The sequence below is a fragment of the Lentisalinibacter sediminis genome, assembly GCF_040706615.1.
Taxonomy (GTDB): Bacteria; Pseudomonadota; Gammaproteobacteria; order Steroidobacterales; family Woeseiaceae; genus Lentisalinibacter; species Lentisalinibacter sediminis.
In genome coordinates, this window is sequence record NZ_JAPDRF010000002.1 from 24,906 (window position 1) to 37,287 (window position 12,382).

Genomic DNA, 12,382 nt, shown 5'->3' on the forward strand with positions numbered 1-12,382 from the left:
CGATTGTCTAATGTATCGGGGCTAAAGCCCCTCCTACCTTTCTAATCCCAGGCGCTGGTGCCATTCGGCGATGGACTCGTCGGGATAGCCCTCGAATACCTTGTCCTGCTCCTCCGCCTGCACGGGGACCCAGTTGGCCTTCGAGTCCGTGAGCAGATGGGTGCGCTCCGGCGGCTCCGGCAGATCCGTGTCGATGGCCGAGGCGAACGGATGCACCAGGTTCGGCCAGCGCGGATCCCACACCCACAGGGCACTGCCGCAGTGCCTGCAGAAGCGGCGCTCGCCCCGGCTCTCCCGACGCCCGCCCGTCGCCTTATCCGGCACCCGGGCATGGAACACGGTGATGTGCTCGCCACCCTCCACCTCCAGCGTGCGGGAATCGCCGCTGAGGTTGATGGCGTAGCCGCCGCCGCCAGCCGTCTTGCGGCAGATGGAGCAGTAGCAGCGGTTGAACGGATAAGGATGTTTCGACTGCAGGCGGAAATGCACGGCGCCGCAGTGACAGGAGCCTTCGAGTTTCATGAGCTGTCTCCGGTGATCAGTCGTCGTCCCGGTGCACGGTGGCCGGCGAGAATGCCGGCAGGCACACGGCGACGTACTCCGCGCCGCCGGGATCGGGTGTGCTGTAGCGCACCCATTCGCCCTGCTCCGCGATGACCGCCTGGCCGGCGCCCACGGTAAATGCCTGCGACTCGGTCTCCACCCGCAACGCGCCTTTCAGCACGACCGTGAACTCGTCGAACTCCGGCCGCTGGCCCGGCTCGGACCAGCCCTCCGGGCTCACCATGCGGGCGACGCTCACCGTCGCGTGCTCAGGCGTGTTGGCGTGTCCCACGTACTCCTCGATGCGCTTCGGCGGCTCGCCGACCGCCGGTACGACGGTAGGGGCTTCGATCAGTCTGGCCATGATCTCTCCCGGTCTGGCGGATCGCTCCGCGTCAGTCTCTCGGACGGTGCTCTGTTCCCAGTCCCGCCGTAATGAAAAGGGCGGTGGCTTCGCCATCCACATCCGCGGTGTGCCACACCCCCGGCTCGTTCACCGCAAACTCGCCGGCCTGTAGCTCCACCGTCTGCTTCGAACCGTCCGGCCACTCCTGATGCAAGGTCATCGAGCCGGCGACGCAGAGCACCACCTCGCTGCCATGGGGATGGACTTCCCACATGTCCCAGGATGCACTGAACGAGTGCATGGAGACGAGCCGGGCCTCGACGCCGTCAGCACCATGACGCTGACCGTAGCCCTGGTACCAGGCCATGTCGCCGGTGAATTCGGGCTCCACTTCGGCCGTGGCGCCGGGGCCGAGATGGATAGGGTGCTTCCCGATGTCGATACCTGCCATGGCGGATCTTCCTGTCCGAAACCTTCGCTCCAAGCGTACCGGCCGAGGCCGGCGATGTCAGGCCGTCCGGAGCTCAGGATTCCGGATCCTCCCGCTTCTCCTTCTCCACCACCTGATCCTGTTCCGCCACGCCCTCGTCGTGGGAAGCCTGGCCCGAGACGCCCTTGCGGCGCTCGTCCATCCGGTCGATGGCGTCACGGCGGCCATACAGCACTACCCGGTCGCCGGCGTGAAACTCCGTATCCGGCTGCGGCGTGCCGATGAACGTGTCGTCTCTGCGATAGATGGCCAGCACAAGCAGACCTTCGTCCCGCAGGTTGCATTCGCCCAGAGTCTTGCCGTTCAGCCAGTCCTCTTCGCGCACGCGCAGATCCACCAGCGTGTATTCGCCGGCGAGATTCATCATGCCGGCGTAGTCGCGAATGTCGAGTTCGGTGTACCGGGACAGCAGCCGGTTGACCAGATTCGAAAGGTGTCGGTCCACCCAGTCGCTGCTGGCCAGCAGCCAGAGTACGCCTAGTGCGGCGATCAGCCCCGCGAGCTTCACCCAGTTGGGAATGCCGTCGCCCTCGTTGACGAAGGTCAGCATCAGCGACGTGATGCCGGTGACGATGCCGGCGTTGCCCAGGAACATCAGCCACATGATGATGCGGCGGCGCACCGGGTGATTCACCATCCGCTCCGACTCCTCGGTGGTGAACCCCGCGCCGGTAAAAGCGGAGCGGGCCTGGAAGCGAGCCAGTTCCCGGGTAACGCCCGTGTGGATGAGCGCGATGGCGGCCACACGGGTGATGAGAATCGACATCGTTACGACCAGTATGAGCGATACCGCGCCGAGCAATCGTCACTCCCGTTGCTATTCAGGGCAGACGCCGCGTATGAAGAAGTGACGCCCCATGCCCTTCAGCACGAACTCGTCGTCTTCGACGGAGTCGATCCTGAGATCGAATACCATGAACATCGGCCGCAGGTCGACCATGTCGCCCTGGACCTCGTAGCTGCCCGGATCCATCTCGCCGCCGGTCGGATTGCGCTGATACGTGAGCGTGCCGTCCGTGTTGAAGACGTATTCGATGCTCTGTTCTTCCCGGTTGCCCTTACCCAGATCGGTGTAGGCGAAGCACCAGGTGCCCTCCAGGTACTCGGGCGTCAGCGTCGGACCACTCGCCGCTTCACTCTCTTGCGCGGCGGCGGGTGTCGACGCTGCGGACTCCGCGGCCTTTGCCGCGCTATCTCCGGCGGCATCTTCGGCGACGACGTAAGACTCCGGCGCGTCGCCCGCGCCGCCGCAGGCGGTGAGCAACAGCGCGACGAACCCGATGGCATTGCTACGGTAAGTGATCTTCATGAACGCCTCCCTTGCAGTGAGTGCCGAGGCGAGCCCGGCGATCGTAGTGCAGTAATAGTCTATCAATGCACGCAGATCGCCCGGGTGTCATTTCGATCCGTCAATCCGGCCGCGGCAATACCGATCTCCTGACAACCGGCCGACTCACTTCAGGCAGCTGCAGTTATCACAGGACCTCTCGGGAGTGGAGGCGCAGTACTGGCTGAGCGGGAAGGCCCAGGCCGCGCTGAGGCTCCCATCGACGGGCAGCTTCGACTTGCCGACACCGGCGCCGAGACCGATACCGGGCAGGAACAGGTTCGATTCGAGGATGAGGTCCACGCCCAGGCTCACGACGCCCTGACCCTTTGGACTGGGCCCGGTGCCGCCGATACCGAACCCCAGTCCTCCGAAAGTGTTCATGTTTGCCTCCCAGAAGAACAGGACCCGAACATCCGCACCGCCGCCGACATTGGTCACCGCCTTGGCCTGCGGTTCGAGATAGAAGCCGCCATTGCCGCGAAGATCCGTGACGCCGATGATGCTGATGCCGCCACCGAGGCCCTTGGCGCCGGACAACGTCACCTGGTAGCCGATGAAGAAATGTCGCCACAGCGGGTCGGCCAGGGGAATCGGGTCCCAGTTGTCGTCGGCATGGGCACTCGAGATGCCCAGCATCGGCAGCGCGCCGAAGATGATGGCCGGGTTCGGGCGCGCCTGCTCGATCTCCGCGAGGAGGCTCGGCGGCACCAGATCGTACATCGTGATCAGGCGGCCCATCCTCGCCAGATCACCGCCGCAGACCGTCTCGGCGGAAAACATCTCCCGGACCAGAGGGCGGCTGGCGGGATCGTTGAGCTTCGCCAGGATCGGGCCCGCTTCCGGAATGACCCGGCTTACGATGGCATCACTCATGAATTCCCCGCCGCGCTGGCGTGCGGCCTCGGCCTTACGCCTTAGCTCTGCCGTGGTGCCATGCTGATCGAGGGCGAAGTCGAGCAGGTCGGCAGGTTTGGGGGCCTGGCTCAGCAACGCCGCAACTTCCTGACCGGCCCACAGCGCATCGACGAGTGCCCGGCAGGCCGTCTGGCCGAGGCGGTCTTCCACGCATCGGTTGTTGAGGAAGTCTTCGGCCAATCCGGCGTCGCAGGAAGGAATGCGCTCCACGAGCAGGCACGGACGCTCGCCGAGGGCGCCGCAGCGGTTGCGCTCGAAACAGCGTCCGCCGACGTTGGCAAGACCGTCGTCGCACAGCCCGAACACCGGGCTGGCCCCGGCCACGAGATTGCCTGCGGCGCAGGCGTTTGGTTCGTTCACCGGTACCAGGGTGCGCACGTATCCTTCGGGGCAGGACCAGCAGCTGCCGCCACGGGTCAGGTCGAAGAAGGACCCGTCGGGGCAGGCGAGGCGCTTGCGCAACGTGGCTCGGGCAAACGACGGACCTCGCCATTTCGTGCAGGCATTCTTCGCGGTGACGGGGGCGGCGGTGCGGGCGTAACCACTCGGACAACTCCAGCAATAGCCGTTCGGGTCCCAGAATTGGCCCTTCGGGCAATTGGTGCCGATCAGGCCCGTGCCGCGCCCGTTACGTTTCGCCCGTGCCGTCGTCTCACCCGGCGGGCGCAGGCAGGCGTTACTGGAATTCACCGGCGTCACCTGGCGGACCGTGCCCGACGGGCAACTCCAGCAGCTACCGCCGTTGATGGGATCGAAGAACGACCCGTCCGGGCAGCCCTTCGGTTTCTGACTCTCGTAGGTTGCGGGCGCGACCGAGCACGCCGGCTGGCCGAGACTGCCGCATTCCATGGCAGCGAAGTCGACGGCGTGGCTGGTTTCAGGCGCGGCGAACAGCGCAGCAAGTGCGAAGCCGGCGATCAGGTGGATGATGAGACGGTACATGCTGACTCCATGAATCCAGGCCCGGCATGCGGGCGGCGGGTGGCGCAAGTTCGGGCCGGTGACCGACCCCAAGTGGAAACGAGGCTCTGACGGGGCGCCGACATCGGTCAGTCCAGAGCGAGTACTACGTCGAAGGTGGCGCTCATCGCGGCCGAGGGGCCCGTCTTGAGCGGCTGGAATTCGACGGTCAGTTGCCTGCGCGCCTCCGGCGAGTGCCGCCGGTAGATCGAATCGGCGGCGTTACGCTCGGGCTGGCCCGCGTCGTAAATCCGGGTGGTGAGCGGCACGTGGCCGGGCGCCGTCACGCGCATGTGAACGTGCGGCGTGCGTTCCGCGCAGGGCACGGGGCGCAGGGTGCGGAAGTGGTACCTTCCGGCCCAGTCCGTGGTGGTGACGCCATAGCCTGCGAAGTGCTGATCGGGGCGCCCCGATGCCCGTGGATGACGGTATACGCCCCCGGCGTCGCATTGCCAGATCTCGACCCGCGCGGCACGGACAGCTCCGCCGCCGCTGTCCAGCACGCGGCCCGACAGATAGACGGCGCGGCCCGCGGCGAGGGGAAAGCTGCGGCCACCCGCTTCCGCTCCTCGGCGCGCGTCGTGCGCCGGACTCGAGCGAGGCGGCACGATGCGCAGCAGATCGTTGTCCACGTCGGCGGGAAACGCGGTGGGATAGAACGAACCCTCGCGCTCCTGTGGCGTCGGCAGCAATTGCCCATGCCGGCCCTGCAGGTCGCCATGCGCGCTGCCCAACGGCATCAGGAGAAAGCCGCTCAGTGCGAGCAGAAGTCTCCGGCCACTGAATCGACCCATAGGCGTCACTCGGGTCGAGCAGCGATCGAAAATATGGTGCCTGTTCATCTCTCCCTGACGGTGATTCGGTGGGCCTTATCCGTACAAGCAGGATCCCGGTCCGAATCCGATCAGGAAGAGCGCAGTTTTTGCCGGCGCCCGGGGAAGGCCGACCGGTTGCAGAGCGGGCTCGCGAATCAGCGGAACTGGGTCTTGACGCGGTCTCGCAGCAGGTCGATCAGCAGGCCCTGATAGTAGTCCGGGCCCCGCTCGGTGGCCGCGTCCAGCATGGCCTCGAGCTGGGCGGCGGAGACTTCCAGGCCGTCGCAAGCGGTGAACGTGCCCTTCACCGCGTAATAGGGGAAGCCTACGAGACCGGCATAGCGACCGGCCTCGGCCGAACGACGGATGAGTTCGCCGCCGTAGCAGGGATCGGTCTCCGTGCCGCTCCAGCCGGTGACGAGGATGTAGCCCATCACGAACAGCGATTGGGGATAGCCGGCACGCAGCGCGGCCTCGCGGTACGGTTCGGCCTCTGCATGCATGCCGGAGTAACCAAACGCGCGGGCCAGCTGGTAATTCAGGCGCGGGTTGTCCGGGTCCGCGGCCAGTGCCTTCTTGCAGGCTTCGATGGCGGCGGGCTTGTCCATCCCGGCTCGGCTCACGCCGTCCGTGACCGAATTCGGGTCGGACGGATGTCCGGCCAGCCGGTCGCAATCGGTGACGTCGGCGGAATAGTCGTCCGCGGAATAGACACCGATCTCGTCGAGGGGGACGTAGATGGAGTCGTTCTCGGCGGCCGCGGTCGGCGGCAGCAAAGCCAGCATGGCGACGGCAAGGATGGCGGCAGACAGGTGCAGGACTAACGGCATGGGCAGAGACCTCCGGAGAAATCACCTGATTCCGGCTACGGAGTAACCCACACTCGACGTGGGGAATCAAGCCGCTAACGGCAGGGGCACATGCGTCGCGCTACCGCGACACCGACAGTTGCCGATACCGATCCGCCTCGCCGGTCTCACCCCGCTCGTCCAGGAACTCCACGAGGTAGCCGGCGGTCTGCGCGGTGAGCGGGTGCTCGTCGCCGTACAGCTCGCGCTGGCTTGCGACCGCGCCGGTGAGTAGCTCCCTTGCCTCGGCATCCTGACCGAGGCGGCCGAGCGCCCTGCCCAGGATGCTGCGGCCGAGCGCCTCGACGTGGCGCTCGTGATCGGGATACTCACGCATGCGCTCCAGCGTCTCGCGCGCCTGTGCCGCGGCGCCCTGCACGTCTCCCGTCTCGAACGAGGACACGGCCCAGCCGATCTCCGCGGCGGCGAGGAAAGGATGATAGTCGCCGTAGGCGGCCCGGTAGATGGGGATCGCCTCGTAGAGCAGGGCGAGTGCGGCCGCGTGGTCGTTCTGCAGCTGGCGCATCCGTGCCTTGTTGACCAGGTGCCACGCGTAGAACGGATGATCGGTGCCGTAGAGCTTCTCCGCCACGCCGCGCGCCCGGTCGAGCGCCCGGTTGGCTTCCTCGAAGCGGCCCAGCTGACCCAGCACCCTGCCGAGTGACGAGAGCTGCACCTCGAAGTCCTCGCTCTCCTCACCGAGGACCCGACGGGTGTGCTCCACCGCCCGGTCCAGGTACGTCAGCGCCTCTTCCAGGTTGCCCCGCCCACGGAGTGCGACACCGATGTTGTTCAGCAGCGCGCCCACCAGGGGATGATTCGTCTCGCCGCGCTCTTCCAGAATATCGAGTGCCCGCCGGTAATGGCCGATGGCTTCGTCGACGTCGCCGAGGGATTCGTTGATGTTGCCGATTTGGTTCAGCACGTTCGCCCGGAAACGGCGGTCGCCGTGACCCGGCGGCAGACCCTCCAGGATCGCAAGCGCCGCCTGGAACTCCTCCAACGCGCCGAGCTGATCCCCCTTGAATCGCAGCGCGGTGGCTAAGGCGTTACGCGTGGACGCCACTTCGTGGGAAGCCGGCCCGACGGTGTCGATCTGGGCGGCCAGCACCTCGCGCAGCAGGGCGATCGATGCGTCGACGTCGTTGCCGGCCAGCCGCGCGAAGTCCGCATAATTCCGCTTCGAACCGAGCGTCTCGACGTGCCTGTCACCGAGGGCTTCGCGCCGGATCTCCCACGCCTCCCGCGACAGCGCCGCCGCCTCTTCGTTGCGGCTGAGCGCGTTGTACGTATCGGCAATGCGCTGCATCAGCCGCGCCCGCTCCACCGGCTGGTCCGCGAGTTCGGTGCGGATGCGCGCGGCGCCCGCATCGAGCAGATCGCGCACCGTCACCTCCTCGCCGGCACTCTCGAAGCGATCGGCGCCGGCGAATAGATCGGTGAGAAACTCCGTCACCTGCTCCGCCCGCGCCCGGGCAGCCTCAGCCGCGTCGCGCTCGGTGAGGATGCGGTCGACGAACAGCGCACTGAGAGTCGCGATGACGGCGACGACGGCCACCGCAGCCAGCACCGGCGCGCGGCGACGCTTCAGGAATTTCGCGGTGCGGTACTGCCAGGTGTCCGGCCGCGCCAGCACCGGCTCGTCGCGCAGGTAGCGCTCGATGTCCTCGACGAGCTCGCCCACCGTGCCGTAGCGGCGCTCGGCCTCGGCGCGCAGGCCCTTGAGCACGATGTTGTCGAGATCGCCCTTGAGCTCGCGCGCGGCCTCGCGCCCGTTCGCCGACCCGCCGCCGCTCTCCCGTGTGGCGGCCGAACTCGGCGGTTCGCGATCGCCGTCGCAGATGGCGAAGTGCAATGCTGCGGGGTCGTTGGCGGTGGCCTCGTAGGGGCTCGCGCCCGCCAGGAGTTCGTACAGCAGGACGGAGAGGGAGTAGACATCGGTCGAGATGGTCAGCGGCTCGCCCTTCAGCTGCTCGGGGCTCGCGTAGCGGGGCGTGAGCGCACGATGCTCGGTCACAGTCGGCGCCGCCTGGCTGCTCTCGTCCTCGAACAGTCGGGCCAGCCCGAAGTCCAGCACCTTCGGTTCGCCCTCGCCATCCACGAGCACGTTCGAGGGCTTGATGTCGCGGTGGACCACCAGGTTGCGGTGGGCATAGTCGATGGCGGCACAGACCTTGCGGAACAGCGCGAGCCGCGCGGGGATCTCCAGAGCGCGGGCCCGGCAGTACTCGTCGATCCTCAGTCCGTCGACGTATTCCATGGCGAGCCAGGGCTCGCCGTCGGCCGTGGTGCCACCGTCGATCAGGCGGGCGATGTTCGGGTGCTGGAGCCGCGCCAGAATCCGCCGTTCGTCGTCGAAGCGCCGCAGGGCCAGCGGCGACATCAGCGCCGCGTTGACCAGCTTCACCGCTGCCTGCTGTTCATAGCTACCGTCGGCACGCTCTGCCAGATACACCGCGCCCATGCCGCCGCGCGCGATCAGCCGCGTGAGCTTCCACGGGCCGCAGACACGGCCTGCGCCGGAAGGGGGCGCATCACCCAGGGCATCCGAGGCAGCGCTCCCCACTACCCGACGCACGGTATCGTCGCTCAGTGCGAGTCCGGCGAGCAGCGCCTCCAGCTCGGCGCGCAGCTCCTCGTCGCCTTCGCAGGCGGCATCCAGCCGCGCAGCGCGCTCGTCCGGCGGGAACTCGGCCAGTTCATTGAAGATCTGCTTTACGCGCTGGAAGCGGTCGGCGGCCACGCTGTCATCCTGCGAGACTTACCCGTCCCTCTGGAGGGTAGCGGAAACCGCGGCGCCATGCGCCGATCCCGCGGTTATCGGCTCCCGAGGCCCGGGTAAGAAGCCAGCCGCCGCCGGGTCTCGCCGGCCTGTTCCAGCAACCACTCCCGGAACCGGTCGACGGAGGCGCGCCGCAGTCGGTCCGGCCGGAACCCGACACGGTACTCGTTGCGCGTCCACTGCCCTTTGGAGACATCGAAGGGCAGCGACAGACTGCCCTTCTCCAACTCCGGCAGCACCAGCGACAGGCCGCAGATCATCAGCCCGGCGTTGGCGTAGACCGCTTCCAGCGCATGCTGCACCCGCTTGTAGCGGATGCCCCGGTCCGGCGCCGTGCGGCGATGACCGTACTCCCGAATCCATTCCTTCCAGCCGATCTCGCCGGCATCGAGGGTGTAGCGGTCCAGGTGCAGCAGCGGGAAACCCTCCAGCCGGCTCTCTTCCGGCAGCTTCGAGATGCGCTCCGTATTGGCCGGCGAACTCACCGGGACGAGGTAATCACGGTACAGGGTTCGCTCCTCTTCCCCTCCGCGGCTGCGGCCGAGCCAGATCTCGCAGTCGGCGTCGCCCAGTCGCACAGGCACGTCGCCGATACCGTTCAGGCAGAACAGCGAGTTCGGGTTCTCGGCCTTGAACGCCTCGAGACGCGGGCGCAGCCACAGTTCGGCCAGGTCCGGGTCCGCAGTGATGTGGATCTCCTCCACCCGCTGGAAGTCGAGAATCTGAGAGACCGTTTCCAGCTCGCGGAAGGCCGCGCCGAGGTGCGCCATGGCCGCTTCCAGTTCGCGGGTCGGGCGCAGCCCGGAGCGGCCGCGGACCAGCAGGTCGTAGCCCAGGTAGTCTTCCAGGGCGCGGATACGCTGGCCGACGGCGGCCGGCGAAATGGCCAGTTCCTGCGCCGCGGCCTTCATGGAGCCGGTGCGCAGGGCCAGCTCCAGCGCCTGCAAACCTCTCAGATGCGTCGTCCCTGGCATCTGATGATAATAAAGCTTAGCTTTATTAAGAGGAAGAATATTTATCTTGATTGATCGGTCGGATCGGAGAAAATGACTCCCACACACACTGGGGGAGCAAAACCATGGACCAACTGAAGCGATACATCATCGAGCGCGAGATTCCGGGCATCGGGGCCATGTCACCCACCGAACTCTGCGGCGCCGCCAGGGCCTCGAATCAGGCCATCGGGCAGCTGGGCAAGGACATCCAGTGGCAACACAGCTATGTGGGCGGTGACAAGACCTATTGCGTGTACCTGGCGAAGGACGAGGACACCGTGCGCAAGCACGCCGAGCTGAGCGGGATTCCGGTGGCGAGCATCACCGAGGTGCCACAGATCATCGATCCGTTGACGGCCAATAACTGAGCAGTGAGAGTGCTGCTGGCGATCAGCGTACCTCTTCAGGCTTGTGGCGATTCAGTATCTCGAGGATCTCTGCTCTCGCCGCCTCCGGTACCACCACGCGAATCCTGCGATTGTCCGGGTCGGGGTAGATCTTCTCGCTGGGTATGCCGACCGCACGGAGATCGTCCTCGACATTCTTGATGGTCTTCGCGTCGCTGTAAATCGCTATCACTTGCTCGGTCATCGCAGTTCCTCCTGGATGGACGCCCCACTCTCTAGAGATTGGCGCCAATGACGGCATTTCAAGCGGCCAACGGCAGGTAAGACCACCCGAGAATGCGGCGGGCCAAGGGAAATCCAGGGGCTTTTCTCGCCCCGAACGATCCTCGCACAGGTGCGCAGGCAGCCTGCGCTTCGACCTCAATCCTCCTGCGAGCGCCGCGCCACCTCCACCGGCGTGCGCATGATCACCTCGCGGTGCGGGAACGGAATGTTGATGTCGTGCTCCTTGAAGCTGTCCCACAGCGCGAGCAACACCTGTCCGCGGATATTGGTCAGGCCGTTCTGCGGATCGCGTATCCAGAAGCGCACCAGGAAATTGAGCGAGGAGTCGCCGAACTCGGTCATCCAGCAGACCGGCTTCTTCGACGACTCCACCCGGTCCACCGACGAGGCCGCCTCGATGGCCAGTTCGATCACCTGGTGAGGATCCGAGGAATACGAGACGCCGAACGGCACGTCGATACGCACCAGATCGTCGGAGAACGACCAGTTGATGACTTCACGCGTGATGAAGTCCTCGTTCGGAATCAGGTATTCGCGGCCGTCGCGTGTGACCACCGAGACGAAACGCGCCCGCAGCTCGCGGATCCAGCCGAACGTTTCGCCCAGTGAAATGGTATCGCCCGGCTTAATGGAGCGGTCGAGCAGGATGATGATGCCGGAGATGAAATTCGAGACGACCTTCTGCAGACCGAAACCGATACCGACACCGATGGCACCGGAGAGGACGGTGAACACGGTGAGGTCGATGCCGAGGCCGCCGAGGGCGACCAGCGCCGCGACGACCACCAGCGTGATGCGCAACACCTTGCCGATGAGCACACGCAGCGACGGCGTCAGCTCATCCGATTTCTGGATACGCTGATCCAGGAAATTGCCAATGCTCGTGGCGGCCCACAGCGCCACCCCGAGGAGCAGTACAGCCTTGATGGCGACCAGCAGCGTCAGCCTGGCGCCGCCGGTGCCGATCTCGAAACCGATATTCCCGAGCACCGCGGCGATGTCGTCCGTGATCCCGAGCACAGTGGCCGCGACGTAGGCCCAGCCGAGAACGGCGAACGTGCGCCCGATGGCACGGCTGCGTATGACCTGCGAGCCGAACGAGATGACGAGCCACGCCAGACTCAGCAGCAGTACGTTCGACAGCAGAATGTCGTTCTCGGGCCAGCCGATGCTGCGCACCAGCACGTCTGCCGTGCCGAGAAACAGTACGAAGAAGATCCAGAGGAGCCGGCGCAGCAAAAGGACGATCAGGCGCAGGACGCCCGGATAACCCTTGATGCCGCGCGCCCGTTCCTCGAGCCGCGGCTTCGCCCACCAGGTGAGGCCCCAGGCAAGGGCGAAAAGACCGATGATCAGCCCCGCCTGGAACAAGACGCCCGTTTGTTGCAGATAGCCGAGCGCTAGCTGACCGTATTCAGTGGCTCGTGCCAGATATTCTTCCAAGGCCCGCCCCGGAGAGAGTGACGGGTATTACTGTACCAGAGCCTGTATGGTGCCGATCATCGGCCGCCGAACGGCGAACGAAGGTGTAAACCATGTGACCGGAATACACCCTAAGGTTTTTGGTGCCGGAAGAGGGATTCGAACCCCCGACCTACTGATTACAAATCAGTTGCTCTGCCAGCTGAGCTATTCCGGCATCTTTGTCGACTGAGGTGTCGATTGTAGGCAAGGCGCGACCAGCCGTCACCTGCCAGAAAGGCTCGCTGTGGTAGCGTGCTCCTGT

13 protein-coding genes and 1 tRNA gene are annotated in these 12,382 nt (G+C 65.9%); 1 reads left to right on the plus strand and 13 read right to left on the minus strand.

All coding sequences use genetic code 11. From position 1 onward, the window contains the following. Window positions 1-33 precede the first annotated feature (33 nt). From ACJMKX_RS02965 to ACJMKX_RS03010, 10 genes are all read right to left on the minus strand, one after another. Entirely contained in the window at window positions 34-522 is a 489-nt protein-coding gene (locus ACJMKX_RS02965; protein ID WP_405220828.1) for a GFA family protein, read from the minus strand. 16 nt (window positions 523-538) lie between these two features. Then, a complete protein-coding gene (locus ACJMKX_RS02970; RefSeq protein ID WP_405220830.1) occupies window positions 539-907 on the minus strand; it encodes a cupin domain-containing protein in 369 nt (122 codons plus the stop codon). A 31-nt stretch (window positions 908-938) separates the two neighbouring features. Then, window positions 939-1,340, minus strand: a complete 402-nt coding sequence (locus ACJMKX_RS02975; RefSeq protein ID WP_405220832.1) for a cupin domain-containing protein — start codon at window positions 1,338-1,340, stop codon at window positions 939-941. 73 nt (window positions 1,341-1,413) lie between these two features. After that, complete coding sequence (locus ACJMKX_RS02980) at window positions 1,414-2,181, minus strand: potassium channel family protein (RefSeq protein WP_405220834.1); 768 nt, start codon at window positions 2,179-2,181, stop codon at window positions 1,414-1,416. A 15-nt stretch (window positions 2,182-2,196) separates the two neighbouring features. Further along, the gene (locus ACJMKX_RS02985; RefSeq protein WP_405220836.1) at window positions 2,197-2,688 is read right to left on the minus strand and encodes a hypothetical protein; all 492 of its coding nucleotides are present in this window, start codon (window positions 2,686-2,688) and stop codon (window positions 2,197-2,199) included. A gap of 144 nt (window positions 2,689-2,832) precedes the next feature. Beyond that, the gene (locus ACJMKX_RS02990; RefSeq protein ID WP_405220838.1) at window positions 2,833-4,566 is read right to left on the minus strand and encodes a hypothetical protein; all 1,734 of its coding nucleotides are present in this window, start codon (window positions 4,564-4,566) and stop codon (window positions 2,833-2,835) included. 107 nt (window positions 4,567-4,673) lie between these two features. Further along, complete coding sequence (locus ACJMKX_RS02995) at window positions 4,674-5,378, minus strand: dioxygenase family protein (protein WP_405220840.1); 705 nt, start codon at window positions 5,376-5,378, stop codon at window positions 4,674-4,676. 176 nt (window positions 5,379-5,554) lie between these two features. Continuing rightward, window positions 5,555-6,229, minus strand: coding sequence for a tetratricopeptide repeat protein (locus ACJMKX_RS03000; RefSeq protein WP_405220842.1), 675 nt, complete (start codon window positions 6,227-6,229; stop codon window positions 5,555-5,557). 100 nt (window positions 6,230-6,329) lie between these two features. Next, the gene (locus tag ACJMKX_RS03005; RefSeq protein WP_405220844.1) at window positions 6,330-8,990 is read right to left on the minus strand and encodes a serine/threonine-protein kinase; all 2,661 of its coding nucleotides are present in this window, start codon (window positions 8,988-8,990) and stop codon (window positions 6,330-6,332) included. Window positions 8,991-9,064: 74 nt separating this feature from the next. Beyond that, complete coding sequence (locus ACJMKX_RS03010; protein WP_405220846.1) at window positions 9,065-10,003, minus strand: LysR substrate-binding domain-containing protein; 939 nt, start codon at window positions 10,001-10,003, stop codon at window positions 9,065-9,067. A gap of 104 nt (window positions 10,004-10,107) precedes the next feature. On the opposite strand from ACJMKX_RS03010, the gene ACJMKX_RS03015 reads away from it, so the two are divergent. Then, on the plus strand, window positions 10,108-10,392 hold the full coding sequence (locus ACJMKX_RS03015) for a DUF4242 domain-containing protein (RefSeq protein WP_405220847.1): 285 nt from the start codon (window positions 10,108-10,110) through the stop codon (window positions 10,390-10,392). Between the two features lie 22 nt (window positions 10,393-10,414). On the opposite strand, the gene ACJMKX_RS03020 is transcribed toward ACJMKX_RS03015, so the two are convergent. The 3 genes from ACJMKX_RS03020 to ACJMKX_RS03030 form a co-directional block, all read right to left on the minus strand. After that, window positions 10,415-10,615 (minus strand): hypothetical protein, encoded by a 201-nt coding sequence (locus ACJMKX_RS03020; RefSeq protein WP_405220849.1) that lies wholly within the window; start codon window positions 10,613-10,615, stop codon window positions 10,415-10,417. Window positions 10,616-10,791: 176 nt separating this feature from the next. Beyond that, window positions 10,792-12,099, minus strand: coding sequence for a mechanosensitive ion channel family protein (locus tag ACJMKX_RS03025; protein ID WP_405220851.1), 1,308 nt, complete (start codon window positions 12,097-12,099; stop codon window positions 10,792-10,794). A 120-nt stretch (window positions 12,100-12,219) separates the two neighbouring features. Next, window positions 12,220-12,295: transfer RNA gene (locus tag ACJMKX_RS03030), tRNA-Thr, on the minus strand. Window positions 12,296-12,382: the final 87 nt, after the last annotated feature.

Excerpts from the sequence above, each read along its gene's own strand:
- ACJMKX_RS02970 (WP_405220830.1), bottom strand. The coding sequence starts at position 907 with ATGGCCAGACTGATCGAAGCCCCTACCGTCGTACCGGCGGTCGGCGAG.
- ACJMKX_RS02990 (WP_405220838.1), bottom strand. The coding sequence starts at position 4,566 with ATGTACCGTCTCATCATCCACCTGATCGCCGGCTTCGCACTTGCTGCG.
- ACJMKX_RS03015 (WP_405220847.1), top strand. The coding sequence starts at position 10,108 with ATGGACCAACTGAAGCGATACATCATCGAGCGCGAGATTCCGGGCATC.
- ACJMKX_RS03000 (WP_405220842.1), bottom strand. The coding sequence starts at position 6,229 with ATGCCGTTAGTCCTGCACCTGTCTGCCGCCATCCTTGCCGTCGCCATG.
- ACJMKX_RS02985 (WP_405220836.1), bottom strand. The coding sequence starts at position 2,688 with ATGAAGATCACTTACCGTAGCAATGCCATCGGGTTCGTCGCGCTGTTG.
- ACJMKX_RS02965 (WP_405220828.1), bottom strand. The coding sequence starts at position 522 with ATGAAACTCGAAGGCTCCTGTCACTGCGGCGCCGTGCATTTCCGCCTG.
- ACJMKX_RS03010 (WP_405220846.1), bottom strand. The coding sequence starts at position 10,003 with ATGCCAGGGACGACGCATCTGAGAGGTTTGCAGGCGCTGGAGCTGGCC.
- ACJMKX_RS03020 (WP_405220849.1), bottom strand. The coding sequence starts at position 10,615 with ATGACCGAGCAAGTGATAGCGATTTACAGCGACGCGAAGACCATCAAG.
- ACJMKX_RS02995 (WP_405220840.1), bottom strand. The coding sequence starts at position 5,378 with ATGGGTCGATTCAGTGGCCGGAGACTTCTGCTCGCACTGAGCGGCTTT.
- ACJMKX_RS02975 (WP_405220832.1), bottom strand. The coding sequence starts at position 1,340 with ATGGCAGGTATCGACATCGGGAAGCACCCTATCCATCTCGGCCCCGGC.